We start from the raw sequence: 26,734 nt of genomic DNA on the forward strand, positions 1-26,734 counted from the left end.
CGCGTGCTGACGGAGCAATTGCTCTTCTTCTTCCTGCTGCTTGTGGCCGAAGTGCTGGGCACCATCGGCGGGTTCGGCTCATCGATGCTGGTGATGCCGTTGGCGGGTTTCTTCATGCCGTTCGAGCAGGCACTTGGGCTTACAGCGCTCTTCCACCTCTTCAGCAATGCCGCCAAGATGCTGCTCTTCCGCAGCGGCGTTTCGTGGCTCTTGCTTTTGTGGTTGGGCACTCCGGCTGTTGTCGGGGTGCTTATCGGTGCGCAGGCGACCGTATTCCTCGATGAGCAATGGTTGGCCGTGGTATTGGGTTTCGTGCTGATCGCTCTCGGGACGCTACTTCTCATCAAGCACACCTGGAAGTTGGAAGCGACGAACGCCAACGCGGTTGTGGGCGGCACCATCAGCGGATTGCTCGCCGGTCTCGCAGGCACGGGCGGCGCTGTGCGCGGCATCACGCTGGCGGCGTTCGCGCTCGAGAAGAGCGCGTTCGTGAGCACCAGCGCGTGGATCGACATGGGCGTGGACCTGAGCCGCAGCGTAGTGTACGCCTCGCACGGCTTCATGACGGCCGAAGTGCTCTACTACCTGCCCGCCATGGCGGTGGCCAGTTTCGGAGGCAGTTGGGTGGGCAAGCGCGCGCTGGACCGAATACCCCAGGACATGTTCCGGCGAATCGTGCTCGGCCTGGTGGTGGTGATGGGCATCATCACCGTGTGGCAGGGTCTGGCCCGCTAGCGCGATGCCCGGTACTTGGCCAGGTTGATCAGCAGCACGCCGCCGAGGATCACGACTAGTCCTGCCAGTTCCTGCATGCTCAGCACTTCGTTGCCGAGATAAACACCGAGCAGCACGGCCACGACGGGATTCACATAGGCGTAAGTGCTCACCTGCGTGGCGGGCCGCACTTGCAGCAGCCACACGTAAGCACTGAACCCGATGATGGAACCGAAGACGACCAGGTAGGCTTCGGCGATCCAAGCGTTCGTCGGCACCTCGGCGAAACTGAAGCCGGTCCACTCGCCGCGCGCCACGCTCACTGCGAGGAAACACGCAGCGCCCATCAGCATCTGCCACGCGCTGTTCACCATGTTGGGCATGGGCACCGGGTTGTACTTGCTGAACAACGAACCCGCCGGCCAAGCGATGATGCCCACACCGAGCACCACCAGCGCCGATGCCTGCGGTGAAAAGCCGCCCGCTACTTGCTCGCTCAGTCGTTCACTGAACAACAAGTACACGCCTACAATGCCCGCCAGCACGCCGAGCAAGGTCGCGGGACTGCGGAAGTTGACGCGCCATTGCGGCTTGTCGAGCAGCGTGAACGAGAGCGGCGCCACGGCGATGGTGATGGCCGCCACACTGCTGGGAACGGTCTGTTGCGCCCACACCACTGCGCCATTACCAACGAAGAGCAACAGGAACCCTACGAGCAGCACCTTCCACAGGTACTTGCCCGGCATCACGGGCACACGCTTCACGCCGCACCAGGCGAACATGAGCAGGCTAGCGAAGGCGAACCGCAGCCCACCGAGCATGAACGGCGGAAAGCCGGTGAGCGCTTCGCGGATGCCGTAGTACGTGCTGCCCCAGATGATGTAGATGGCCGCGAAAGCCAGATAGACTTTCAGACGCGACGGTTCCTGGGCGGTGGGCATGGTTTGCGCGTGCAGAGGTACGCTGCCAGACCAACACCGTGATCGGCGCGACCGGCACCGTTGGATCCTATTGATCTAACGGTCGTTCCCTTCCCGAGGTGTTCGCGGTCCTGCCAACGTCAGTTGCATGAAGACGAGCGTAAGCCAACGACCGAACTTCCAAGCGACCTGCGGCATGCGCGCCGTTTCGATGAAGCCGAGGTCGTCGTGCAGCTTCAGGCTCATGGCGTTCTCCGCATCGATGCCACCGACGATGGTGCGGAGTTCCATGCGTTCCGCCTCGGCGATGAGCGCTTGCAGCAACGCGCGCCCAACGCCCTTGCCGCGGTGCCCGGCGTGCACATGCACCGAATGCTCGCCGGTGTACTTGTAGCCGGGCCGCGCGCGGAAGACGCCGATGCTCCCGAAGCCCGTGACCTGTCCTGCTTCCACCGCCACGATGACGGGCCAGCCACCGGCCTTCAGATCATTGAACCAACGCGCTCGCTCCTCCAAGCGTTGGGGCTGAAAGGCGTAGATGGCCGTGGTGTTCGCGATCACCTCGTTGGTGATGGCGAGGATGGCCGGCAGATCGGCTTCGGTGGCCGGACGGATGTGGGGTGCACTGCTCATCGGCGCGCGATCGCTTCTGCGAAACGCTCCACTTCTTCCTCCGTGTTGTAGTAGTGCAGCGAGGCGCGCATGATGCTCTCGATGCCGCGCTCCTTCAGGTCGAGCCAGGCCCAATCGAAGTTGGTGACGCTGGTATTGATGCCTTGTGCGCGCAGCTTCAGCAGCAAGGCCTGCAGGTCGGCGCCTTCGATGGTGAAGGTGTTGATGCCGCTGGGGCGCGTGCCTTGGTCGCGCACCTGCACGCCGGGCAAGGCGTTCAGGCGTTCGCGCAGCAGCGTGGAAAGCCCCAGGATACGCGCTTCGATGTTGTCGAGGCCCCAGCCGAGCGCATGGTCCACGGCGGCACCCATGCCGAGGCGGTCGGCGATGTTGAACTCCATCACCTCGAAGCGGCGCGCGCCGGGCTGCCACTCGAACGTATCGCGACCGGTCCACTTGGCGGAGTGGATGTCGATGACCATGGGGTCGAGGCGGTCGAGCACCGCGCGGCGCACCACCATGAAGCCGGTGCCACGCGGCCCGCGCAGGAATTTGCGTCCTGCACCGGTGAGCATGTCGCAGCCGATGCGCGCAAAGTCCACCGGCATCTGGCCCACGGCCTGGCAGGCATCGAGGAGGTAGATGGCGTTGGAGGTCTTCACCGCAGCACCGACTTCCGCCACCGGGTTCACCTTGCCGTTGCTGTTGGTGATCTGCGTGATGGCCACCAGCTTCACCCGTTCATCGAGCATGCGCTTCAGGGCGTCCACGTCGATGAGGCCGTCGGTATCGCTCGGCACCACTTCCAACGAAGCGCCCACTTGGTCGCAACGCCGACGGAGGCTCAGCCAGTTGCTGTTGTACTCGTTGTTGGCCGTGAGCACGCGATCACCTTTGCCAAGTGGCACACTGTGGAAGGCGCGATGCCAGCTCTGCGTAGCGCCATCGGTAAGGGCCACTTCATCAGCGTGGCAGTTGAGGAGCTTGCCGAAGGATGCGTACACCGCGTTCAGCGCATCGGCCTTGGCGGCAGCGGCCTCGTAGCTGCCCATGCGCGCTTCGAGTTGCGTGTGCTCCAGCACAGTGTCCAGCACAGGCTGGCTCATGAGCCCGCAACCTGCGTTATTGAAGTGGATGACGTTGTCGCAGCCTGGTGTGAGCGCACGGGCGCGGGAGACATCGAGGTCGGTGATGGTCATGGGCAAGCCCTGTGGGTGCGGGCGTGCAAACCTATCCCGACCCCAGCATCGGTCCCGTGCCGCTGAACGACCTGTCACAGCGGCACCGAGCAACGGTCCGCGCTGCATGCTGCGGTCTTCTTCCTTTGGCTTATGCGCCAACTGGCTTGGCTTCTCCTCCTCCCGCTTCCCGCGCTGGCCCAAGTGCCCTTGACCGGTCGCGTGCTGGATGCCGGTACACGCGAGCCGCTGCCCTACGCGAGCATCGGCGTGCAAGGCTCAGTGCGCTTCACCCTGGCGAACGAGGAGGGCGCCTTCAACATGGTGGCCGACACGTTGCGCGACTCGTTGCGCGTGGCGCTCATCGGCTATCGGACGCGCGTGATCAGTGCGCGGGATTTTGCTCGCAACAGCATCGTTCTGCTGCAACCCACCGCCAAGGAATTGCCGTCGTTCACCGTGAAGGGCAGCGAGGCTCAGTACGAGCGCGTCGCCCGCGTATCCAAGGCGTTGCGCGAGCAAGGGAGCGGCACGGCACGCGCGTACTTTGAGCTGGAGACATACCTCGAAGGGCAACCGGTGGAGGTCATCGAGTGTTTCTACAACGCGGAGCTGGCCGGTGCCCGCGTGCGCGACCTGCACCTGAAGCACGGCCGTATCGGTGTGGCGCCCGTGCAAACGCGCGAGGGCGGCCAGCGCTACTTCGTGAGCCTCAACACCACCAAGGCCGTTACGCTCTTCGACCCCACCGCCGCCAACGACCATTACCCCGCCACGCCGTTCCAATGGACCACGGCCAAGGCCATCAAGAAGCGTTACCGCGCCGAACTGCGCAGCACCGACGACAGCGGCACCGACCTGCTGCGCCTAACGCCGCGCGACACTTCGGGCAATGCCTTCACCGTGGACCTGTGGCTGCGCCGCAAAGACGACCGTGTGCTGGCGTACGAGCTGCGCTGCACCGCTTGCGCACCCGTGCCCTTCGAGCCCTACAAAGCGATGGACCGCATCCATAGCACCGACCTGCGCATCAAGCATGTGTGGCGTTCCGATGCCAACACGCTCCAGCACACCGAGCTCTCTTACGCCATGGACTACGAAGGCATGGGCCGTCGCGAGCATGTGCGCACCAACGCCGTGCTGCACCTATTCGACCCCGGCGGTGCATTCATGCTGCCGCTGTTCGAATACGACCAGGAGCAGCCGGACTACCGCAAGATCCTGTTGCAGCCTTACGACACCGTCTTCTGGCAACAAGCGCCCGCACTGGTGAGCACAGCACAGCAGCAACGCGACCGCGCCTTCCTGCGCACCCACGGCACCTTCAACGGGTTCCGCAAGGCGGACGGCACAAGCAAAACGACCTTCTTCGAGAGCAACTGCGCGTGGTGGAGCGCGGAGAAACGCATCAGCCTGAAGAGCCTGCCGCCGCCGCCCGACGACGGTATGCGCCCCGCCAACTACCAGCAACGCGGTGCAACGGTGCCCGCCACCCAAGTGAACCTGGAAGCGCAGCTCTACCTCGACATGGACACCACGGGTGGCACCCTGCGCGTGTTCAGCGCCACGCTGCTCGATGGCTTCCGCTCGTACTACCACCTGCCCGAGGAGCGCCACACCGATTGTTTCATCAACATCTTCTTCGACCTGTGCGAGATGGAGCGGCGGGCCATGCTGGCTGAACTCCAACAACCGTCCATGACCGTGGAACACGCGCGCAGCATCCATTCGAGATGGACCAGCGACATGCGCGACATGACGCGGCGCTACATGAAGGAAACCGCGCTGGGAAGCGACTATCACGCGCTGTTGGAATGGAACGACAAGGTGAAGGAGGCACTGGGGATAGACAACGTGGCGCTGTTCGGGTTGTAGCGAGAAGCACGCAGCGTTCTTTTCTCACGCAGAGGCGCAGAGAACGCAGAGAAATGCTCTGTAGCGACGAGCGACATGCGTGCATCATCTTCATCATCCTCATCCGTGGATGGATCCGCGTTTTGGATTCTTCCTCTGCGCCTCTACGTGGGGTCCTCTCCCCTGACCTGTCCCGCGTTCCATCGGGCGTTCGCGGTCAGCCTCTACTTTCGCCACGTACCGAACACGCCCATGTCCCGAACCAAAGCCGCACCCGAAGTGGAGATGACCTTCGACGAACTGAAGGAGGAGATCCTCCGCGACTATGAACTCTGTGCCATCAGTCGCGAGGCCAGTTTGATCGGGCGGAAGGAAGTGCTGGGCGGCAAAGCCAAGTTCGGGATCTTCGGCGATGGCAAGGAACTGGCGCAGGTGTGCATGGCCAAGCAGTTCCGCAACGGCGATTGGCGCAGCGGGTACTACCGCGACATGACCTTCATGTTCGCCATCGGTGAGCTGACGGTGCAGCAGTGGTTCGCGCAGCTCTACGCCCACGCCGACGTGAACGCCGACCCAAGCAGCGCCGGCCGCAGCATGAACGGTCACTTCGCCACGCGCAGCCTCGACGACCGCGGAGAGTGGAAGGACCTGATGGCACAGCCGAACAGCAGCCCCGACATCTCCCCCACCGCCGGACAGATGCCGCGCCTGCTCGGGCTCGCGCAAGCCAGCAAGGTGTTCCGCAACAACCCCGCCCTGCACGGCTACACGCACTTCAGCGACAAGGGCAACGAGGTGGCCTTCGGTACCATCGGCGATGCCAGCACCAGCGAAGGCCACTTCTGGGAAACCATCAACGCCGCGTGCGTGCTGCAGGTGCCCATGGCCATGAGCGTGTGGGACGACGGCTGGGGCATCAGCGTGAGCAAGGCCTACCAGACCACCAAGGGCAGCATCAGCCAGGCGCTGTCGGGCTTCGAGAAGGAAGAAGGCACCAACGGCCTGCGCATCTACAAGACCAAGGGCTGGGACTATGCGCACCTGAACCGCACCTACGAAACGGCCATTGCGCAATGCCGCATGGAGCACGTGCCCTGCCTCATCCACGTGGAAGAAGTGACGCAGCCGCAAGGGCACAGCACCAGCGGCAGCCACGAGCGCTACAAGACCGGCGTGAGCGATTGGCTCCGCGACAAGGACGGCAAGCCCACCGAACAGGTGCCCTTGCTCGACTGGTACAAGGTGTACGACTGCAACGTGAAGTTCCGCGAGTGGATCCTCAGCTTCCGCCCCGGTGGCAACAACATCGCCACGGCGGAGGAGCTGGATGCCATCGACAACAAGGCGAAGACCGAGGCCCGCGCCGCGCAGAAAGCCGCATGGAAAGCGTTCCAGGATGAAGTGAAGGGCGAGCGATTGGAAGTGCTCGGCCTGCTGGAAGGCATCGGCGGCGAGTGCGAGGCCATTGCCGCTGAACTGCGGAACGAAGCCGCGCCCGGTCGCAAGGAAGTAATGAGCGCCGCACGACGTGCTGTCACCCTGAGCCAGTCGAAGGGTGATGTGCAACCCGGCGTGCTGGCCGACCAACTGCGCGCCTGGGTGGAACGCGAGACCGCCGTGAACCACGAGCGCTACGGAAGTCATCTGCACAGCCAGAGCGCCAAGAGCTGCCTGGAAGTGCCCGAGGTGCCGGTGGAATACGCCAGCGACGAGCAGGTGGACGGCCGCATCATCATCCGCGACAACTTCAAGGCGCTCTTCGAAAAAGAGCCGCTGCTGCTCACGTTCGGAGAGGACACCGGTAAGATCGGCGACGTGAACCAGGGCATGGAAGGCATGCAGGCGCAGTTCGGTGAATTGCGCGTCAGCGACACCGGCATCCGCGAGGCCACCATCCTGGGCCAGGGCATGGGCATGGCGCTGCGCGGTCTGCGCCCCGTGGCGGAGATCCAATACCTCGATTACCTGCTCTACTGCCTGCAAGGCATGAGCGACGACCTGGCCACCGTGCAGTGGCGCACCAAGGGCGGCCAGAAGTGCCCGCTCATCATCCGCACGCGCGGCCACCGCTTGGAAGGCGTGTGGCACAGCGGCAGCCCCATGGGCATGATCATCAACAGCGTGCGCGGCGTGGTGGTGTGCGTGCCGCGCAACATGCAGCAGGCCGCGGGCATGTACAACACGCTCATCCAGAGCGACGACGCCGCCCTTGTCATCGAATGCCTCAACGGCTACCGCAGCAAGGAGCGCCTGCCCGCCAACCTCGGCCAATACACCGTGCCCATCGGCAGTGTGGACGTGGTGCGCGAAGGCACCGACCTAACGCTGGTGAGCTACGGCAGCACCTTCAACCTGTGCGCAAAGGCGTGCGACACCCTGGAGGCGCTCGGCATAAGTGTGGAACTGGTGGATGCGCGCACCCTCCTGCCCTTCGACCGCGCGCACCGCACCGTGCAGAGCGTGCAGAAGACCAACCGCCTGCTGGTGGTGGACGAGGACGTGCCCGGCGGCGCCAGTGCCTACCTGCTGCAACAGGTCCTGGAAGTGCAAGGCGGCTACCGCTACTTGGATGCCGCACCCGCCACCCTCAGCGCCAAGGCCCACCGCCCCGCGTACGGCAGCGATGGCGACTACTTCAGCAAGCCCAGCGTGGAGGATGTGGTGGAGAAGGTGCTGGGGATGGTGAGGGAGTGAGGGAATGAGCTACCGATCCATGAAGAAGGAGGACTACTTCAAGCAGAGCCGAGCCGAAGGGCTCCCAAAGCGATGCCCAATCCTTGAATACTGTGCGCGTCGAATGTTCACTATGTACTTCTACGGCGACTACAGACAGGACGATGTCGTACAAGCGTTGAAGGGCTACCTACCGAAGGACTTTGCAGAGAAAGCAATCGGCTACTTTGGTGAAGCACCGGTTTGGCAGGCAGCGCGCGACAGGAAATCTGGGTACTTCCATGGAATGTGTCCTGAAGTGAATCTATTCGACCATGAGCATCAGCTCGGTGGTATGGAGGGGACCGCAAGCTGCGGAGGAAGCTGGAACTACGAGAACGGAAAACGAGAGCAAAGGCTTGAGCACAAACACTTTTCTGAGTGCTCGGAGTTCAGTAAGCACGCGTACGACACGTTGCCAACTAGGCTGGGCAGGTCGGCCGAGTCGCCATTGAAACCGAAACGGGTTAGCATATCGAAGAAGCTTCGTTTTGAAATCCTCCAAAGAGACAAGTTCACTTGCCAGTACTGCAACAGGTCAAAAGACGATGGCGTCAAGCTGCAAGTTGACCATCACATTCCAGTGGCAGAAGGCGGAACCGATGACATCTCGAACCTACGTGCCGCGTGTGAGGACTGCAACCAGGGCAAGAGCAACAAGATAATCACACCGCTCCTATGAGTATCAGATCGGGTGTGCGCTGAATCCTTGGCTATAGTCCAGTGATGCTCACGCTCCTTTCCGGTGCAATGAAACGCTGGACTTCCCTCACTTCACGTGGTCTATCACCCACGGCGAGTCTCTGTTCCAAGGACCGCTAGCGTTCACCTATAACGCCACCACTTCCAAGGAAGAACGTACTCGAAGTCACCTCGGTTCGCCTTTCGTTCTATCGCCTTGTACTCCTGAAGCATGCAGTAGATGGTCGCGTGCATCTCGTCAAGGTGCGCTTCCACGAGATCCTCCTCCGTTGTGTCGGCCAACTCATTGCTTCGATCAAGCAGCGCTGGATTCAATACACAGTACGACACACCTGGTATCGTTGCTGGCAAATCGAAGGTCCAGCAGCAGTGAATGACATCATAGTCCAGCCACATTCCATGGTCTTGAAGAAATTCTAGGTGTCGCTTGAACGAGTTGAAGAATACTGTCTTGAAAGCCACTTCCTCATTCTTATGTTGAATACGCATGCACAAGTCAAGAATCCTTTTCAGACAGTCACCATCGACACGCGTCTCCCCTTTCCCAAGCGCCCAGAGCACAACTTCGAAGTCGGACTTTGTACATATCTGCTGAAGGCTCTTCCATTTCTCCTTGTTCTCCGTGACCACAGACCGATAGGTGTTCTGTAGAAAGGCAAGTGTTCCAAGCCCAGCACCTAATGCAGTGAACACGTCTTTCGTCTCCCAAGCCATGTCTACGCTGTTCTATCTGATTGGCCAAGCCAAGTTATTGGTGGTTCTCAGCAAGAGTCCCGAGATCAATAGTGCTCGTGGTCCTGAGCTAAACCGGAACAGGTCCTGGCAACGAAGATTGAGGAAGTGAGATGCTAGAGAATGCTGACCTAAGCCGTTGTGCGACTAACAACGCCATCTCAGCGACTACCCTCTCGGTCTAGTAGAGCCAGGGCATCCACAAACGACGTCCTGAACACTTTGACGAACTCTATCCTCTGATGTGAGTGTGCGTCCAAGAGTTTTTCATACTTGCTAGCCAGCCTCCTGTAGCCCTTCACAAAGAGCTCGTAGTGCCTATCAGATAAGAGGAGTGGTTTGACAGTACTTAGCTCAAGAATGCGCCTATATGCACCTTCAAAGCCACCTTTGACAATTAGACTTCGTATTTCATCGAGTTCGGTCCTTCGCTGTCGATAACCCATTGAGTCGATTGTCAAGACCATGTCCTCGGCGAATCTCTTGACTTTGCCCTTTTGAAGTTCCGTCATAGGTGTTTCGGCAGCCTGCTTCATCGATATTCGTTCGTGCTTACAAACTTACCAACCCAGCAGAAACTCGGGTGCACGCCGTGTCATGATCCGGAGATCAACTCGACAAGAAGTTCAGCTTCGAGGGATGCGTGGCCTGGTCGCCGACGATCTAAGCCCAGGACCTGCCCCTACTTTCGGGGCGACTACCCCAGCAAGCCCGCGTGGAGGACGTGGTGGAGAAGGTGATGGGGATGGTGAGGGAGTAGACGACATGAAACGCAGGGCCAAGCCAGTAGCATACAACGGGTCTGACCCCATCGAGGCGATGATCCTGCACGAAGGCTTGCGTATTGCCGACGTACACCCTTACAAGGAGTTGGACCTCTTGGCCATCGTACTGAACAGCGGCGACGTGTTGCAAGCCCGCATCACGGACTTCGAGCGCTTGAACAAAGCCAGCGGCCGACAGCTCAAAAAGTGGCGCCTCATAGGTGGCGGCATCGGCGTACACTGGGAGGCCGTGGATGAGGACCTTTCACTGCGCGGGTTCATTCGGGATGCGGCGCAGCAGGAAGCGTTGCGGCGATTCCAACCACGTTGAACGAGTAGGATGTCTTAGCTCCTGTCGTGAGTCGGGGAGCTATCGAGCATCGCACGGAACTCATCCTCCTCAAGAACGTTGATGTCAGCGCCAGCCGCCTTCAGCGCGGCGACTTTGGCCATCTTCGATGGTCCGGGGCTCGCGCCCACGATCACGAATTTGGTGAGCTTGCTAATGCTCTGATTTATGTCGGCGCCGAGTTGTTGAACTCGACTTGCCGCTTCTTGTCGGTCCATCGACACAAGATCGCCAGTGAAGACGACCTTGGCCTTGTAGAATGGGTGGCTGTTGTCCCTTCCCTCAAAGTCCGGACGCAACAAACTCCTGTCAAAGTCTTTGGCCTTCTTGGCTTCATCGTAGCCGTGCTTTCGAACCTCTTTCTCGAACGAGCTGCTCGATGTCAGGTTTGTACCGTACAGGTCCAACTGGCTGTCATGCACCAAAGGCAACGCCCGAACGGCCAACTCAGCACACCCTCGCGCATCTTCCAAATAGTCATGATGCGCCAAAGCAACTCCAAGATGCTCGCACATGTCCGATAGCCCATGGTGTTCAAGGTCCGGGTAGGCAAGTCTTGCCAGCTTTAGCGTGCACAACGACCGGAAGGACGGTAAAATGAGGTTGTTCAAGCCTGCCGCACTTCGCAGCACGGCAAGGTCAAATTCCGCATTGTGGGCCACGACGAGTTCACCATCCAGGAAGCCGCAGAGCTGTTCCCAAACTTGTTCCAACTTGGGCGACACTTCCAAATCTGACAGCGTGATCCGATGGACTGAAAAATGGACGGCCCCCGCGCGCATCTCACGCGGCCGCACCAACTGCTTCCACGTTCGCGCGATACGACCATCGCGCACCTGAACGACACCAATGGCGCAAAGGCTGCTTCGCTCATCATTCAGCGTCTCGAAATCAAGCGCAGTGAAGTTCAGTTCACGTATCGCTAGGAGGTTAAGTTGGTATGACACAACAGAGAATTTGGCCCCTAAAACAAGCGTGTTTAGCAATACTTGTTGGCAGATGCATCTGACATCAATTTGGCGAGCGCGGCTCAGTCCGCAACGTCGCGAGCCCCCCGCAGCGGCTCGTTTGCTTAAGGCCCAGTTCGTAGTTCTTGCTGTCGTCCAGCGTGTTCATACCATTCGAATATGAGCTATGTCCATCTCCTCCAAGAACCCGTCCGCTGTACAGTAGAGTTTGACAGTACGACCGGACCAAAGTCATACCCTGATTCGGACCTTACATACACTCCCTCCGAGGGGGGCATCCTGAGAATCCCAATGACCGGGGCAGAATTCCAGCAGGATCTACACGCTCTCGTGGCGCATACCCAGCATGGAAAAGTCTACCTGCCAGAGGTGAGTTACCAGTCAGGTGACCTCTACAACAGAGGCATATTGAACACCTACACTTTCGACCACGCGTTGGTCGGCCCCAAAGACTTCGCCCCTTTCGTTGAGACTTTTGACCGGGCCGAGTTGATCCTCGGGCAAAGTCACCACTACTTCGACGAGGTCGGTGTTCGCTCGATAACGCGCAGCATGCACCAGATTGACATCCTATGCACGAGGTCCAATCACTACGAAACACCCCTTCGCGGAATCGGAAGTACGTGGATCAACATCGGATTCCTTGTCTTGCCCGGCCCCTACGGAGAACATACTGTGAAGCATAGCAACAAGCTGATCGTGGACTTCGAGGAGCAGCAGTTGGTGGGGGATATGCTGCCCAACGTGAACAAAGTGGGCAACTTCTGGGAGTTCATGCTCCATCGGCCACAAGGCTCGGAAGAGATTGTTTTCACGAGTAAGAACCACGGACGAAGAGTCCATCTGGTCAACCAGCTCAAGATGCCAACATCAACTGGGGCGGCAGCGTTCCAGACTGGTGTACTCCAACTGCCCTGGAATGAATGCAAAGCGCACCTTGACAAGTTGCTCGGGTGCTGGATGCTTCTTGACCTGAAGTCACCGTGGATGGACAACCTCTTACGGGTGATCTGGTTCCGCGACTTACCCGCTGATGTTCGATTCTTCATGGCCTATACGGCGCTGCAAGGCATTGATGCCGAACTGGCCGGTAGGTCAATAGGAAAACGCCGAGGTACAGAAGCCGAACTACTCTGGGATGACTTTAAGGTGTATTGGGGGCACCTTCTGGTCCCTAGATCGACGAGTCGCGACAACGCCCAGATCCTTCAGGACTTCCGGAACTATACCGACCTCCTCGTAAAGACTCGACACCACATCGCGCATCTGTCCAAGTCCTCGAAAGAAATTCTCGCTGACCGTGCTCTCGAAGCAGGTTTTGTACGGATAATCATGCTACTGAAGAGCCTATTCATGGACAAGGCGGGAGTGCCTCCCATGATATGGAAAGGCGTCCTTGAGCAATGGGCTTTAAGGGCACATTTTGTAGAACACGGTGAACCTCTTTGACTCCTCACCGCCCGATGCACGCGCTCCCCGGCAGCAGCTCGGATGTACACTGATGCACGCGCTCGCCTTTTCGGCGAGTGCGCCTCGGTCTAGGGCCTGTGGCCCGCCTCAGTAGTTCCTAGGCTACGCCGCCTTCAGCACTTGCTCGATGGCCACCAGGCCTTCTTGGAAGGAGCGCTTCATGTTGAGCAGCACCTCGGGTGACATGTCGCGCATGCGATGGTGCACCAAGGAGCGGAAGTGCAGTTCCTTCTTGTCGTCGCGCAGGTCGGTCTTGTCCACGTACGTGTTGCACACGGTGATGTCCGGCGTTTCGATGTGGCCTAGCGCGAGACCGTGCTCCGTGATGCCCACCACGCCGGGCTTGCCTTTGATGAGGCGCTCCTGGTCCACGAAGGTGATATGGGCATTGTGCTGGAAGTACTCGCGCATCAGGAACAGGTGCTCGCGGCCGTTCTTGTGGCGGTCGCCGTACTGTTTCCAGAAATGCGGGCCGAAGACGAGGGCTGCCCCCTGCTCGCAGAACTGGATGGCGTGCACGCCTGTGGCGCTGTCCGTCCAGTGGTAAATGGCATACAGCCGGGTGTGGAACTCGGTGACGCGGATGCGACCGAACCATTCGCGGCCCTCGCCGCCTTCCATGTTCTGCTTGGGGTTCTGCTCTGTCTTGTCCGTGCCGCGGTCCATGGCGCGGCGGAAATGGCCCGCCAACATGCTCAGCCTGCCGAAAACCGTGGGGAGGTCCTTGCGCGCCCCGTTGATCCGGGCTTCTATGGCGTGCAAGGGCAGGTCCATGGCGCAGAGCGTTACAAGGCGAAGGCGCTCTTGGGATTGCTGTAAAGGCCCGTGCCTTCAGCGCCAACAGCGCGCACGCGGTACCAAGCTTCCTTCAATCGCACCAGGCCTTTGATGGTGATGCGGGCCTTCACGGTCACTTCCAGCAACGACCAGGTAGCTTCAACTGATGACGGATCATCATTGGTGCGTTCCACCATGTAAGCTGCAGCACCGCGCACGCGGCTCCATCGCAACCGGACGGCACCGCCACCGATAGGTGCACTCTGCAAGTTGACCGGCGCCTCCGGAACGCCGGCATACGTTCGGTCGCGTTGCAGTTCGAAACCGCTGGTGGCAAGTATCTCCTTGTCCCCGTTGGCAATGCCACGCACATAGTCCGCTTGCTTGTTCAGCATCTCCTTTGCCTCGGCCAGCACCTTGTTGCGCACCGCACGGGCCACGCCACTTCCATTGATCGCTTCCAGTATGGCAGCGGTAAGTTCCTTCTCTTTGGCCGACATGGCATCAAGCGGGACCAAGGGCATCGGGTAATGGGGATTGTCCTTCATCCTTGAAACAACGACGCGCATCAAAGCCGCCACCTTTACGGGTGTCTGGCGGCCGAGGGTGAGCTTGATGTTGCCTTTCATGTCTTTGTCAGTAACGGTGCCGCTTCAACGGAGCAGTGGTGCTCGGGGTTACCGGCAGCCGTACTTGCGGCGTACTGCATGGTTGCTGGTCAGGGGCAGTACGCTGACCGGTGCGAAGGTCCAGGCCTGCTCCGCGAGTGGTTCAACTCGACTTTACGCTGGAGGCTGGGCTCCTGTGCAGGCCGAGCAATGGTGCAAGGCCGAGCAGCTACGCGTGCCTTCACGCGCCACCATGGCTACTGGGTGAGGCGAGCAGGCTTACCTGCCCCAACAAGTACCCCTACTTATCCGGGGAGTGAGGGGTAATAGGGCCAAGACAAGGACCGGGACCGTGCTATTTCACGAGCACAAGGTTTTCATTGCCGCTAGAGAAGGTCCATGAGGAGAACCGGTCAAGAAAGGACCTGCCCAATAGAAAGTCGATTTCACCGTCGTAGATGGCCATTACGGTGTGAGGTGTAATGAGCGCGCATGCGTTGTGCAGGGAACGAAGGCTAACCTGCCCGTTCCGTGCGCTTGTCGGCTATGCGCTCCACCTCCTTTCTTCGCGATATGCCATACCTCACCTTCTCTTCCCTGCGCCGCTGCTTGTCCTTGTCGTTGGTGCTATGGGCCATGTGCTCGGGCACCAGCCTTTGTGCCCAATCCGTTGAATACGACATACCGGAGACATACGACGGCAAGATCACCAAGCGCGAGTACCGGCAGCTTGTGGATGCCGCATTGACGCGCATCGGCCAGCGTTACAAAGTGGCGTCCGTGAAAGGTGGTGCCGTGAAGCTCGCGCCAGGGAACGAGCACGCCAGCATGTTCTACCTGGACAACCTGGTTGCGCTGTGCTTGGACGAAACGGACCGGAGCGCTTGGCCCGCCGTGATCGACGAGTACTACGGAAAACTCTTCGGGTCAATGGATGCGGCTGCGGCCATCGACATGAACAACTACGCCACGTTGAGGGAGTTCCTCTCCATCCGGATCTACAACAAGGAGCTGTTCAACATGAGCGACAGCGCAATGGTGACCCGGGAGCAGTTGCAGGGCACGCGATCGACCTTGATGCTCGATGTGCTGGACGCGTTCCGGACAGTGCCAAGGGACGCGTTCGACGCATGGGGCATTGCCTTGGACTCGGTGTTCAATGACGCACAGCGCAATGTGGACCGCCAGCCCGTGGAGGTGGTGACCGAGAACACCGAAGTGCAGCCGGGCGATTCCATGGAAGTGACCTTCGTGATGAACGATGACTACGGCGCGAGCTACTTGCTCGGCCTCCGGAAGTCGCACCCGGAGGTCTTCGGTGAGCAGGGTGTGGTGCTGGCTGTGCCCCACAAGGGAATTGCCATTCTGTGCAAGGCAGACAAGAGCGAGCCGCTGGCGCATGTGCAGTTCATCCGGGCATTCCACGGCGCGGTGCAAGCCGAGTTCAACGAACATCCACAACCGGTGAGCGACCAGTTCTACTGGTGGTACGAGGGCAACTTTCATCCCTTCAATGTGCGCCTGGACGCTGATGGCGCCTTGCACGTGGTGCCTCCCATGCGCATGAACGAGGCGATGGGCATTACGCGCTGAAGCGTCAATGTTGCGTCAACGGTGCGGGCCCACAGCAGCTCGGGTTTGCACCGATGCAGAGCTACCGTCGAGCGCTGAACCTTGCTGGATGCCGCCAGGAGCGGATGTGATCAACTGCACTCGCGTCCCGGCACTACATTGCCTTCAACAGACTGTGGCACCTCATCAACGGCAACGTCGGCAAGGCCCCTTGACTTTGGCCGCCCGGCCGGGGCGTATCACAGGTGCCCAGACTGAATGAACCGAACCGAGGAAATGGAAACGCTGAGCAGCACGGTGGAACCAGCAGTCCAGAAGGCCCCACTCTTGTTCAAAGCGCTATGCCTGCTCACCATCCTGGGCAACGTGCTGCTCATCGTCATCAACCTGTTCAAGGCCGGTATGCTGCACGTGGGCTCGGCCAATGGTAGCGTGGGGCAGACCGCCATCGTACCCCTCAACACGCTTCTGCTGGTGGTGATCCTCTCCTGCGTTGGGGCCGTGGTCGGCGCCGCTCTGATGCTGCGGGGCAGGCGGCTGGGCTTCCACATCTATGCGGCATCCAACATCGTGCACCTGCTCGCCACGGTCGGCGTCATGCTGCTGTGGATCATGACGATCTACCTGTCCATCGTGGGCGTGCTGCTGTTCTTTTACTGCTTCATCCCGGTGGGCTTCTTGCTGTACTTCAGCCTGAACAGGGCGTGGCTGCGTTGATCGGCCCAGGCCTTCACCTCCTGCACACTTCCCTGCCCCTGCCTACCGTTTGCGCCCCATGTGGTTCCTCTATCTGCTTCAAGCGCTGTTCAGCGCGGCGCTTGTGGGCGGCTTTTACCTGTGGTGGGTGTTGGACCATGTTGGTCACGGGTACCGGCCGGAAGACGTCTTCCTGCGCTGGTGGCACGACCTCGACGGTCAGCCGGAGTTCCATCTGCTTGTGGTGCAAGTGATCTACCCCCTGCTGTCGTGGCTGAGCCGCAAAGCGCCTTGGCCGCCGTTCTGGCGCGCGTGGCGTAATGTTCACTTAGCGCTCGTACTGCTGTTGATGCTGGCCGTATGCCTCCTGTGGTTGGCCACGCCAGACTTGGGCGGCCACTGGGGCTGATACCGGCCGGATCGCCTCGCGCCGGAAGCACCAAGCGGTTTGCCTATCCGCTACTTTCACCATGCCCGAAACAACACATCACGATGAAGATCCACGGCGCAACCCTCACCTGCGCAGCACTCTGGGGCGCAACAGCCTTGGCACAATGCGACATCACCGCAACTGCCGTTCCTGCGGTCATTGCAGCAGGACAGACCGCGCAACTGAGCGCCTTCGGCGGCAACTTCCACCAGTGGAGCCCCGCCATCGGATTGTCGTCCACGTCGGGCCAGTTCGTCGATGCGTCCCCTACGGTCACCACCACCTACACCGTGAGCGCCGTTTGCCCATGGCTGGAAGTGTCCATGGGGTTCAGGCATGTGCTGGCCATCCACGAGGACCATACGCTGTGGGCATGGGGGTACAACGGTTCCGGCCAGCTCGGCACCGGCGGCACCAACACGGAGCCCTCGCCCGTGCAGATCGGCACGGACAACGATTGGGTGGCGGTGGCAGCCGGCAACGGACACAGCGTGGCGCTGAAAAGCAACGGCACGATGTGGGCATGGGGCGAGAACCTCTACGGCCAAGTGGGCCAGGGAACGGACCTGTTCGTGCTGGAGCCGTTGCAAGTGGGCACGGACACGGATTGGTGGCAGGTGGCGGCCGGGTCGCGGCACACGATCGCACTTCGCACCTCGGGAACGCTCTGGGGCTGGGGCGAGAACGCATCGGGGCAACTGGGCGACGGCACCTTCGTGAACCATCCTACGCCGTTCCCGTGCGGCACGGCCACGGACTGGACGGATATTGATGCCCAGGGCTTCCACTCCATGGGCTTGAAGAACGCGAGCAGCACGCTGTGGGTGTGGGGCGACAACAACTACGGACAAGTCGGCAACGGTTCAGGCACCAGCGAAGGTTTGCCCGTGCAGGTGCTGACGAACTGCAGCAGCATGAGCGCGGGCTATTACTACTGCATGGCCATCAAGACCGATGGCAGCCTTTGGGCATGGGGCAACAACGTCAGCCACGAACTGGGCCAGGGCAACAACATGACGGAACCGCTGCCGGTGCAGGTCGGCACGGCCAACGACTGGTCCATGGTGGACGCCGGGTTCGAGCACACCTTGGGCATCCGGTCGGTCGCGAATATGTACGCTTGGGGTGCGAACCAGCAAGGTGAACTCGGCACCGGTGACAACCTCCCCTTGGCCGTGCCCACTTTCATCACGAACGACCGGAGCAGTGTTCATGCTGGGAACGGCTCCAGCTTGGGAAGGCTCACCAATGGAACGCTGCTCGGCTGGGGCGGCAATGCCGATGGTCAGTTGGGCAACGGGAACACCGCCAATACCAACACGCCCGTGACGGTTATCGGTAGCACAGGCAGCGCAAGTGTCACGGTAACCGTGGGACCAGTGGGACTGCTCGAGACCAACGCGTTCGACAACACGAACCCATGGCCCAACCCGGTTGCGCAAGGCTCGTTACTGAACGTTGACCTCCGCACTGCCGCCTCGTTGGTCATCCGCGACGTGTCGGGCCGCGCGGTGTTGCAGTTCGACCAACCGGGCACTCGATGGCAGGTGAGCACAGCTGGGCTCTCACCGGGATCGTATGTGATCACAGGCCAGCATGCCAGTGCCGGGGTGCGATGGTCGAAAGCGTTCGTTGTGCAGTGAGGACTGCCTGAGGCAGGGAACGACAAGACCGACGGATGCACACCACCGTATGAAGGTGCGCGTGCCGTTCCACTTGCTCATCGGAGGGCTCGCCTCCGATGGTCAAACCTGAGCCAGTCGCCGGACTTTTTTCGAGGGCCTCTTGAGCCATTGCCTTCTGTCCCGTCATCGCAGGTCAGCGCGGCTTTTCTAGGCACGAGGGGGCAGAAGTTCCATCCATAACTTCCGGCTGATTTCCAGAAACCGACTGACGCCGGTTGGGTGAGCTGACGATCGCTCGTCCGTTCAACACCATGGCCATCACAACACGACCAACAACCAACCCCACATGACACACCTCACCTACCACGACGCCAAAAAGCGGTTCGCCGAGATCCGTGAAGAGATAAATAAGCTCCAACTGGAGGCAGAACAGATCCTTCTCGCACATCAAGACCAGTCCAAGGCTGAAGGCAATGGCCAATGTGCCCACTACGAGAAATGTCATTGTGAGCGATACTATCATGGCAACGGTGGACCTGGTGTTTGTGGTAGCATCTACAAGGACACGTGGTGTGGGCACTATGCGTCTGAACATGCTTTCTGACCCTGAGCTAGTGCGCATTCAGGACCCGAGTTCATGCGCCCGCAGCTGCGGCTCATTGTGAGATCCCTGCTCCCGTTGATGCTGGTTGCTTCGTTGGTCGCTCGCGGCCAGGACACCGCCTTCGTGGCGCCGCACCAGGTGAAGAAGGAACTTGGGCTGCTGGCCGGCTACAACAAGGAGATCGGCGCTGAGGACGGCGGTCCGATCCACATGGCTGAATTGGGCGTGGTGCGTGGCAAGTATGGTGGTCGCCATCCGATCGCAACGGCAACGCATGCATCGGTGCAATTCGGCCTGCACGACGACCGTCCGGTGCTGGCGCCGCGCGTTGGCGCTTGGGCAGCGTTCCTCTTCAGTGTCGGAGCGGAACTAGCCTACTACACCGACTTCAACGAAGGTGCACTGGTTCTCTCACCCGGGTTCGGTTTGTTCGCCTACCCGCTCAACGTTGCCATCAAGCCGAACATCCACCTCATTGGCGGCGACTTCCGTCCGGCCGGTGGCGGCACGTTTTCGATCACGTACCGGTTGGTGTCGTTCAAGCGGGTCCGATCGTGAACCGATCTGCCCCCTGCTCTACCGCTTCACGACCCCCTGCACCACGCGGCGGCCATCGCTGTACACCACACTCACGAGGTAGAGTCCGCTACGGAGATCGTCCAGGTGCAAAACGTGTGGTGCGCCGGCCAGCTTCTGCGAGCTGATCAAGCGGCCGTCCACCGCATGCATCTCCAACACCGCTCCAGGACCGCTCACCAGCACGTTCAGCAGATCCTCCACCGGGTTCGGATAGACGCTGAAGCCATCGCCTTCGTTCGCCCCCACTCCCACGGACAAGTCAACGGTAAAGACGGCCGGGGGTGTGACGATCGGCTCGTTGAAGTCGAAGTAGATGTTGGCCACGTTCGCTACCTGGTCACCGTTCTGCAGGGTGCTCACCGGGGCCATCCGGAACTTCACAAAGCCATGGCTGCCGGGTTCATCGCTGGCACTGTCGGGCAGGTTGATCGGGTCCATCACGAAGTGAAGCACGCCTTGGTGGATGTACCAATCCGTTGTGTGTGAGGTGCTCACCAGTTCCATGGTGCTCCAGAGAAGGTCCGTGCTCAGCGTATCGGTGATGATGACGCGCTCCGCTGGGAACGTGCCGGTATTCTGGAAACGGATGGTGTATTCGAGCTTGGTCCCGGCCAGCACTTGCGCCGGGCTCACGGCTTCGGGCAGCACCTGCTTGTCGTTCGGGTCGTACGCGCCTACGACCATTCCTGTCCATGCCAGCGAATTGTCCGCTGGCGTGGTGTCCTGAACACTGGGCGTAGCGGTGAAGAGGTGCGCGAGCGGAGTGCCGATGGCCACACCAGCATCGGTGTTGAGCGTCACCACGGTCCCCCAGGAGCCGCCGACCGGAACAGTGGCGGACCAGGTGGCATTGTTGCCCGCTTGCGTATCGGGTGCTGTACTGCTGCTCACCCAGGTCTGCGTGGCATCGAACGTGAAGGCCATGTTGGCAACGGCGGGCTCCGTTCCGATGTTCTCCACGGTGAGGTACACCGTGTTGTCGAAGCCGGGCCGCGCCGGCATCGTCGTAAGGTCCACTACCAGATCGTACACGCCGGGAATGGCCTGGTATCCGATGTCGTTCAAGGAGTCGATCTGCAACGGGGTTAACGTGATGTTCGCGGGTGCAGTGGTGCGAGTGTGGTACTGCACGTCCTGGCCATCGAGCATGAAGGTGCCAGCAACCATGGGCAGCACATAGTTGCCCGTTGCATCGGGGCTGGTGAGGAAACCGCCGGGCTGCGCTTCGATGACGGCATTGGTGAAAGCCGGCTCACCCGGGTCCTTGACACCATTGCCATTGGTGTCGTTGAACACCGTACCCGTGATGGCCTCAGCACTGAACGGACAGGGCGAGAGCACGTTGCACACCGTGAGCGGGAAACCCAAGTTGCTGGACACGGCGCTGTAAGATGCGGGCACGTTGGGCAGGCAGATCACGTTGGTGTTGTTGCAAACGATGCCGGACAGCGAATTCGGCAGCACCGGCAAGCACGCGATGGGATTGTCGGCGCAGAGGAGGTTCTGCAATTGCGCGGGCAACGCAGGAAGGTCGGTCAACAGGTTTTGTCCGCAGTTGAGCAGGCTGAGCGAGTCAGGCAACACCGGCAGGCCGGTCAACTGGTTGTTGAAGCAGAAGAGCGTGGTGAGGCCATTGGGCAACGCTGGAAGGCTGGACAGCCCATTGTTGGCAGCATAGAGCACGACCAGCGTGGAGGGAAGCGCTGGCAGGGTGCCGATGGGATTGTTGGGGCATGTGAGGTTCTGCAACGCCGCCGGCAGTGCAGGCAGGCCAGCGAGTTGGTTGCTATAGCACGTGAGCTGGAGCAGCGAATCCGGCAACGTCGGCAGCGCGTTGAGCTGGTTCTGGACGCAACTGAGCATGCGCATGGCGTTGGGCAGCGCTGGCATCACGCTGATGCTGTTCTGATCGCAATCCAATTCGCGCAAACTGGCAGGCAATGCCGGCAAAGCGGTCAGCTGGTTGGCCGCGCAAGTAAGCAACGACAACGAGGCCGGCAGTGCGGATACTGCCGTTATCATGTTGTTGTCACATGACAAACGGTCAAGCGCTGCCGGCAATGGACCCAATGTTCCTGTGATCGAGTTGTTGTTGCACAGCAGCACCTCCAAAGATGCCGGCAGCAGCGGTAAGCTGGTGAGCAGGTTGTACATGCACGCCAGCTGGGTAAGCGTGCTGGGGAGCGCGGGCAACGCCACCAACCCGTTGTTGAAGCAAAACAGCCATTCGAGCCCAAGCGGTAGAGCAGGCAACGATGCGAGTGCATTGTCCTGGCATTGCAAGACCACTAGGCTACTTGGCAGGTTTGTGAACGCGGTGATCCCGTTGGATTGGCACTGCAGCTCCTGGATGGCGTCCGGCAATACCGGCATGCTGGTGAGGTAGTTGTTGGAGCAGACCAGCGTCTGCAAGCCAGTGAAATACTGTACTCCATTGAGGTCTGTTAAACCTGCTCCTGCAACGTTCATGTAGGTGAGCGCCGCCACGGACGGATGCAGCGTGTCGAGCACGGCACCGTTCATGGCGGCCGGCACCATCAAGGAAAGACGCGCAGCAAATGCAGGGTCCGGCACGGTGAACTGGGCCGCAGTGCGCGTGTTCACGATGAATACGAGGAGGAAGGCGGGAACAACAAGGCGCTGCAGGTTCATGGTACAGGTCTGGTGGTGACGAGACGTTAACGCCTCTGCATCCGTTGCACTGGCCCCAAAATAGCCGCAGCGCCGGGTTCAGCACGGCGCTTTTTCGGCTTGTACCGGCGGTGCAGGATGAAGCGGTGTCCCAGCGCTGCCCGCGGAGTTCAACTTGGTGGGGGATCACGTGGGCTAAGTGCAGCCAAGAACGTAGGAAGCCCGACCATAAGGCCGGGCTCCCCGCGCACGATGCGCCACGTTCAGGGACGCAACGTGCGATCCGTTACTTCTTCGGCGTCACTTCGGTCTTGGCCGGCTGGTCAGCGCACCACGTTAGCCACTTGGTGTACTGGTCCAAGGTCAGCACTTCTTTCACCTGCGCCTCGTGCTTGTCGGTGATCTTCGCTTTGGTTTCAACCGACTTAGTTGCTTCAGCAGCGGTGCACTCCTTCTTGTGCGAAGCTTGGATGTCACGCACCTTGCCCATCTGTTCGGGCGTTAGGCCGAGCGAGTTCATGGCCTCGGGAGTGGTGCGGGAGAGGCAATCGTCGTGGCCGTCGGTGACGATGGCTTCCGCCGTGGTAGCGGTTGCGGTGTTCTCGGCCACCAAGGTCGATTGGGCCGTTGCGGCGATGCTCATGAGCACCAAGGCCGCAGGAAGGAGAATGTTCTTCATGGTTCCGTTGTTTTTGGGTCCGTGGTTGTGCCAGGCGAAGCGCAACCGGTGTTCCAGTTACGGACGAACCACCTGGAACCCTTTACCTGCAAAGCTCTCAAGCGTCCACGCCGGGCAACGCTACCCTGACATGTTGGGGCCGAGGCACCCCGCGCGGGAGGAACGATCACCACGGTCGGTCACAGCAGCCTCGGCCATCGCAACCGAGGCCCGGTTACCTCAGCACCGTCACATGTCCGAAGATCCTGTGGTCCTCCTGGTACGGCATGCGGTACACGAGGCGGTACGGATACACACCGTCCTGCACGATGTCGCCGTTGTACGTGCCGTCCCAAGGGCTGCGCGGATCGGTGCCAGTGTGGATCAGTTCACCCCAACGGTTGAAGATGTAGATCAGGTACGCTTCGGGCAAACACTCGCTGTGCATGGTCCATACGTCGTTCACCGCGTCGCCGTCCGGGGTGAAGGCATTGGGCACGAAGACACCGCAGGAGTCGGTGCAATCGTCCAGGTCGATGGTGTCGACCACCGTTACCACGCCACAGCTCAGCGTTGCTTGCAGGGTCACATAGGCGGTTCCTTCGCTGGTGTAGAAGACCTCGGGGTTGAACGCTTGAGTGTTGCCTGCGCCGCCACCGAAATCCCACTGCACATCAATGAGCACTGAGTCGGCCAGCACACTGAAATACGCCGGGTCCTGCACGCAATGGGCTTCGCTCACGATGTGCGCTTCGCAGAGGCAGTGCACCGTGTCCACCAACACCGTGGCCGTGCCGGTGCATCCGTTGGCATCGGTCACTTCAACCATGTACGTGCCGCTGTCCGCCACGGCTGTCGGGTCGCTCACCGGTATACCACCCACCGTGTAGGTGGCCGCCAGTCCGCCCAGCGCATAGAGCGCGGTGAGGTCGACGCTCTGCCACGGGCACAACTGGAACGATTGGTCAGGCCCTGCAGACGGGTTCGCGTTGAAGGCCAGTGCGACCAGCGCCGTGTCGGTGCAACCGAAACTGTTGGTGGCCACCAATTGATAGCTGCCCGCCAGGCTCACTGCGCTCGGGTCGGCAACCGCTGCGCCGTTCAGGGTCCACGCTGCAAGCAGGCCTGTCGTGCTGTATGCGGTGGTGAGGTCGAAAGGCACACCGTTGCATGCTTGCTGCGACAGGTCAGGACCGAGCACAGGAACGGGGTCCACTGTCAGCTGGGCCACCGCCGTATCGCTGCATCCAAAGGTGTCGGCCACCACCAGCTCGTAGGCACCCGCAGAGGTTGCATTGGTGGGTGCGGCCACTGCCACTCCTCCGCTATACCAGGCGACCGTATATCCGTTGGTGTTGAACAGCGCCGTAAGATCCGCCTGTCCACCACTGCAAATGGTGGTCGCTTGGTCTGGACCAACGACCGGGTTGGCATGCGTTACCACCGTTACGAACGCCGTGTCGGAGCATGCGTTGGGATCGGCCGCCACCAGCATGTATGCACCTGGCGCATCCACTTGGGCCGGATCCGCAACAGGCACACCGGCCAGTGTCCATTGGGTGGTGTAACCGGTGGTGATGAAGAAGGCCGTTAGATCGCTCGTTCCACCCTGGCAGATATCGTCGCTCGCATCAGGCCCCAGCGAGAACGGTGCTTGGTTGCTGAGCGTTACGACGGCCGTGTCGCCGCATCCTGCTGCATTCGTGGCCACCAGTTGGTAGTTCCCCGGAAGTGCAGCGGCGGTGGGATCAGCAACGGGTGCTCCGCCAAAGGTCCAAGTGGTCGAGAGGCCCACGGTGCTGTATGCACTGTTCAGATCGAACGCCAAGCCATTGCAGATCTGATGCACCTGATCCGGGCCGAGCACCGGTGAAGGATCAACCAAAATGACCACGTCGGCCGTGTCGCTGCAACCGAACGGGTCGCTGGCCGCCAGCGTGAACGAGCCAGCTGATGTGGTGTTCACAGGCGGCGCAATGGCTGCACCACCCTGATACCAAGTGGAGACGGTGCCCGCCGTGTTGAACAACGTGGTCAAGTCGATGGAACTGCCGTCGCACAGGTTCACCGTCTGATCAGGCCCGAGGGCCGGCGGATAATGTACCACCAAGGCAACCACCGCCGTGTCGCCACATCCGTCCGAGTTCACACCTACAAGCTGGTACAAACCATCGAGATCAACTGCGGTCGGGTCCGGTACAACGCTGCCGGCGAACGTCCACGTGGTGGTGAGCCCGGCGGTGGTGTAGAACGTTGTCAGGTCAATGGTTCCGCCGAGGCAGACATCGGCGCTTTGGTCCGGCCCGAGTGATGGGGATGGCAGAACGGAGAGCGTAACATCAGCCGTGTCGCTGCAACCGTTGCCGGCTGAGGCGATCAGCTGGTACACACCCGGAGCGTAGGCCGCAGCTGCCGTTGCGTTGCTGATCGGTGTTCCGTTGAGCGTCCAATCGGTCGTTGTGCCTTGCAATGCAAAGAAGGAAGTCAGGTCCACAGCTTGAGCGCCTGTGCAGAGGGAGGTGCTGACGTTCGGTCCTAATGCAGGCGGTTGAATGATGTTCACCTCGAAAAAGGCCGAGTACCAACAGCCGTCCCATGGGTCGTAGGCATCAACGTAGTAGCTCCCCGCGACCGAAACAGCGTATGGGTCCGCAACGGGTTGGAACCAGGGGTCCATCACACTGATGGTGTATCCGGACGGCTGGTAGTAGGACATGATATCGACCGTGCCACCGGCACAGACCGTCGAGGTCCCCCATGGAATACCGCCCGGGCACATGGGCGCGAAAAACGAGATGTCAAACCCACCGTTCTGACCATTGCCGTCGAACCAACCGGGTGTCCAGGTACCGTTCGGTCCGGTGCCTCCGTTCGCGCATGCCGTATCAACGACGGTGATGGTCCACGTACCATCGCCCCATTCGAAATCGAACACATCGAAGTTCCCACCCTGGGGTGTCCAGCTTCCGGTGAAGGGCGCTGTTCCTGTCGTGATGTTCGGCGGCCAGCCCCCCGGGTTGAACACCGTTCCAGTGTAGTTCTGACCACCCGCACCATTGAAGGCGGAGAGCAACAGGTCGGTGCCGACCGGAGACGTCAGGGTGATCTGCAGGGTCTGCGGATGGTCCGTGGTGATGTTGATGCCCAAGCCGGTGAGCGAAAATCCCCAAGGGGTGCCGTACGGTTGAATGAACCCGATGCCCGACACATTGGCGGTGAAGACGCTCGTATCGCATTGCGGGATGGGCCCGCTGTTGAAGTAATAAGTAGCGGGCTGGGCAACACCCGCCCCAAAAAACAGGCAGCACAGTACCACGGCCGCTTTGCGCCAAAGGCTTCTGGACCGGGGGGCTCCCATAGGACTTGTATTGCCGGGATAGACGGTGCAAACAACGATCAGTTGCCGACTGAACGTAGGTCCAGTGCAACTGACCGCGTGACCAGTACCGGCAACACCAACGCCATTGCAACGTTGACAGATCGCCCTCGCCTGCTACTCCAACCCCAGCTTCGTCTGCTTGCCGGGGCTTTTGCCGAGCAGCGGATCGTCCGGGTGGCGCTCCAAACCGGCGTTCAACA

Annotated in this window: 23 protein-coding genes; 11 read left to right on the top strand and 12 right to left on the bottom strand. The window is 60.6% G+C overall.

Annotated features, from left to right (window positions below; all coding sequences use genetic code 11):
- Positions 1 to 3: 3 nt before the first annotated feature.
- The gene (locus tag IPJ76_00345) at positions 4 to 735 is read left to right on the top strand and encodes a sulfite exporter TauE/SafE family protein (protein ID QQR86707.1); all 732 of its coding nucleotides are present in this window, start codon (positions 4 to 6) and stop codon (positions 733 to 735) included.
- On the opposite strand, the gene IPJ76_00350 is transcribed toward IPJ76_00345, so the two are convergent.
- From IPJ76_00350 to IPJ76_00360, 3 genes are all read right to left on the bottom strand, one after another.
- On the bottom strand, positions 732 to 1,655 hold the full coding sequence (locus IPJ76_00350) for an EamA family transporter (protein QQR86708.1): 924 nt from the start codon (positions 1,653 to 1,655) through the stop codon (positions 732 to 734). The genes IPJ76_00345 and IPJ76_00350 overlap by 4 nt on opposite strands.
- A gap of 75 nt (positions 1,656 to 1,730) precedes the next feature.
- Positions 1,731 to 2,267 carry an N-acetyltransferase gene (locus tag IPJ76_00355; protein ID QQR86709.1) on the bottom strand — a complete coding sequence of 179 codons (537 nt, stop codon included), beginning with the start codon at positions 2,265 to 2,267 and terminating at the stop codon, positions 1,731 to 1,733.
- The gene (locus IPJ76_00360) at positions 2,264 to 3,445 is read right to left on the bottom strand and encodes an aminotransferase class V-fold PLP-dependent enzyme (GenBank protein ID QQR86710.1); all 1,182 of its coding nucleotides are present in this window, start codon (positions 3,443 to 3,445) and stop codon (positions 2,264 to 2,266) included. Before IPJ76_00360 ends, IPJ76_00355 begins: the two co-directional genes overlap by 4 nt.
- A gap of 132 nt (positions 3,446 to 3,577) precedes the next feature.
- Between IPJ76_00360 and IPJ76_00365 the strand changes: the two genes are divergently transcribed.
- The 3 genes from IPJ76_00365 (at position 3,578) to IPJ76_00375 (ending at position 8,672) form a co-directional block, all read left to right on the top strand.
- Positions 3,578 to 5,299, top strand: coding sequence for a carboxypeptidase-like regulatory domain-containing protein (locus IPJ76_00365; GenBank protein ID QQR86711.1), 1,722 nt, complete (start codon positions 3,578 to 3,580; stop codon positions 5,297 to 5,299).
- A 231-nt stretch (positions 5,300 to 5,530) separates the two neighbouring features.
- Complete coding sequence (locus tag IPJ76_00370; GenBank protein ID QQR86712.1) at positions 5,531 to 7,972, top strand: transketolase; 2,442 nt, start codon at positions 5,531 to 5,533, stop codon at positions 7,970 to 7,972.
- 19 nt (positions 7,973 to 7,991) lie between these two features.
- Positions 7,992 to 8,672: an HNH endonuclease gene (locus tag IPJ76_00375; GenBank protein ID QQR86713.1), complete on the top strand. Its 681-nt coding sequence runs from the start codon at positions 7,992 to 7,994 to the stop codon at positions 8,670 to 8,672.
- Positions 8,673 to 8,815: 143 nt separating this feature from the next.
- On the opposite strand, the gene IPJ76_00380 is transcribed toward IPJ76_00375, so the two are convergent.
- The gene (locus IPJ76_00380; protein QQR86714.1) at positions 8,816 to 9,406 is read right to left on the bottom strand and encodes a hypothetical protein; all 591 of its coding nucleotides are present in this window, start codon (positions 9,404 to 9,406) and stop codon (positions 8,816 to 8,818) included.
- 179 nt (positions 9,407 to 9,585) lie between these two features.
- Positions 9,586 to 9,960 carry a hypothetical protein gene (locus IPJ76_00385; GenBank protein ID QQR86715.1) on the bottom strand — a complete coding sequence of 125 codons (375 nt, stop codon included), beginning with the start codon at positions 9,958 to 9,960 and terminating at the stop codon, positions 9,586 to 9,588.
- Between the two features lie 229 nt (positions 9,961 to 10,189).
- Here IPJ76_00385 and IPJ76_00390 point away from each other — a divergent pair, with 229 nt between their 5' ends.
- Complete coding sequence (locus IPJ76_00390) at positions 10,190 to 10,519, top strand: DUF2442 domain-containing protein (protein QQR86716.1); 330 nt, start codon at positions 10,190 to 10,192, stop codon at positions 10,517 to 10,519.
- A gap of 14 nt (positions 10,520 to 10,533) precedes the next feature.
- Here the strand turns inward: IPJ76_00390 and IPJ76_00395 are convergent, their stop codons facing one another.
- Positions 10,534 to 11,484: a 3'-5' exoribonuclease gene (locus IPJ76_00395; GenBank protein ID QQR86717.1), complete on the bottom strand. Its 951-nt coding sequence runs from the start codon at positions 11,482 to 11,484 to the stop codon at positions 10,534 to 10,536.
- Between the two features lie 180 nt (positions 11,485 to 11,664).
- Between IPJ76_00395 and IPJ76_00400 the strand changes: the two genes are divergently transcribed.
- Positions 11,665 to 12,954: a hypothetical protein gene (locus IPJ76_00400; GenBank protein QQR86718.1), complete on the top strand. Its 1,290-nt coding sequence runs from the start codon at positions 11,665 to 11,667 to the stop codon at positions 12,952 to 12,954.
- A gap of 123 nt (positions 12,955 to 13,077) precedes the next feature.
- Here IPJ76_00400 and IPJ76_00405 read toward each other — a convergent pair whose 3' ends face one another.
- A complete protein-coding gene (locus tag IPJ76_00405; GenBank protein QQR86719.1) occupies positions 13,078 to 13,749 on the bottom strand; it encodes a hypothetical protein in 672 nt (223 codons plus the stop codon).
- A gap of 11 nt (positions 13,750 to 13,760) precedes the next feature.
- Positions 13,761 to 14,381 (bottom strand): fibronectin type III domain-containing protein, encoded by a 621-nt coding sequence (locus IPJ76_00410; protein QQR86720.1) that lies wholly within the window; start codon positions 14,379 to 14,381, stop codon positions 13,761 to 13,763.
- A gap of 552 nt (positions 14,382 to 14,933) precedes the next feature.
- Between IPJ76_00410 and IPJ76_00415 the strand changes: the two genes are divergently transcribed.
- The 4 genes from IPJ76_00415 (at position 14,934) to IPJ76_00430 (ending at position 18,701) form a co-directional block, all read left to right on the top strand.
- Complete coding sequence (locus IPJ76_00415) at positions 14,934 to 15,953, top strand: hypothetical protein (GenBank protein QQR86721.1); 1,020 nt, start codon at positions 14,934 to 14,936, stop codon at positions 15,951 to 15,953.
- Positions 15,954 to 16,190: 237 nt separating this feature from the next.
- Positions 16,191 to 16,649 carry a hypothetical protein gene (locus IPJ76_00420; protein QQR86722.1) on the top strand — a complete coding sequence of 153 codons (459 nt, stop codon included), beginning with the start codon at positions 16,191 to 16,193 and terminating at the stop codon, positions 16,647 to 16,649.
- A 58-nt stretch (positions 16,650 to 16,707) separates the two neighbouring features.
- Complete coding sequence (locus tag IPJ76_00425; protein ID QQR86723.1) at positions 16,708 to 17,037, top strand: hypothetical protein; 330 nt, start codon at positions 16,708 to 16,710, stop codon at positions 17,035 to 17,037.
- Between the two features lie 83 nt (positions 17,038 to 17,120).
- A complete protein-coding gene (locus IPJ76_00430) occupies positions 17,121 to 18,701 on the top strand; it encodes a hypothetical protein (GenBank protein ID QQR86724.1) in 1,581 nt (526 codons plus the stop codon).
- Between the two features lie 175 nt (positions 18,702 to 18,876).
- Here IPJ76_00430 and IPJ76_00435 read toward each other — a convergent pair whose 3' ends face one another.
- Positions 18,877 to 19,188 (bottom strand): hypothetical protein, encoded by a 312-nt coding sequence (locus tag IPJ76_00435; GenBank protein ID QQR86725.1) that lies wholly within the window; start codon positions 19,186 to 19,188, stop codon positions 18,877 to 18,879.
- A gap of 177 nt (positions 19,189 to 19,365) precedes the next feature.
- On the opposite strand from IPJ76_00435, the gene IPJ76_00440 reads away from it, so the two are divergent.
- Positions 19,366 to 19,845 carry a hypothetical protein gene (locus tag IPJ76_00440; GenBank protein QQR86726.1) on the top strand — a complete coding sequence of 160 codons (480 nt, stop codon included), beginning with the start codon at positions 19,366 to 19,368 and terminating at the stop codon, positions 19,843 to 19,845.
- Positions 19,846 to 19,863: 18 nt separating this feature from the next.
- On the opposite strand, the gene IPJ76_00445 is transcribed toward IPJ76_00440, so the two are convergent.
- From IPJ76_00445 to IPJ76_00455, 3 genes are all read right to left on the bottom strand, one after another.
- Positions 19,864 to 22,518 (bottom strand): DUF11 domain-containing protein, encoded by a 2,655-nt coding sequence (locus IPJ76_00445; protein QQR86727.1) that lies wholly within the window; start codon positions 22,516 to 22,518, stop codon positions 19,864 to 19,866.
- 265 nt (positions 22,519 to 22,783) lie between these two features.
- Entirely contained in the window at positions 22,784 to 23,176 is a 393-nt protein-coding gene (locus IPJ76_00450) for a hypothetical protein (protein ID QQR86728.1), read from the bottom strand.
- Between the two features lie 214 nt (positions 23,177 to 23,390).
- The gene (locus IPJ76_00455; protein QQR86729.1) at positions 23,391 to 26,513 is read right to left on the bottom strand and encodes a gliding motility-associated C-terminal domain-containing protein; all 3,123 of its coding nucleotides are present in this window, start codon (positions 26,511 to 26,513) and stop codon (positions 23,391 to 23,393) included.
- Positions 26,514 to 26,734: the final 221 nt, after the last annotated feature.

The organism is Flavobacteriales bacterium, from assembly GCA_016699575.1.
GTDB lineage: Bacteria > Bacteroidota > Bacteroidia > Flavobacteriales_F > PHOS-HE28 > PHOS-HE28.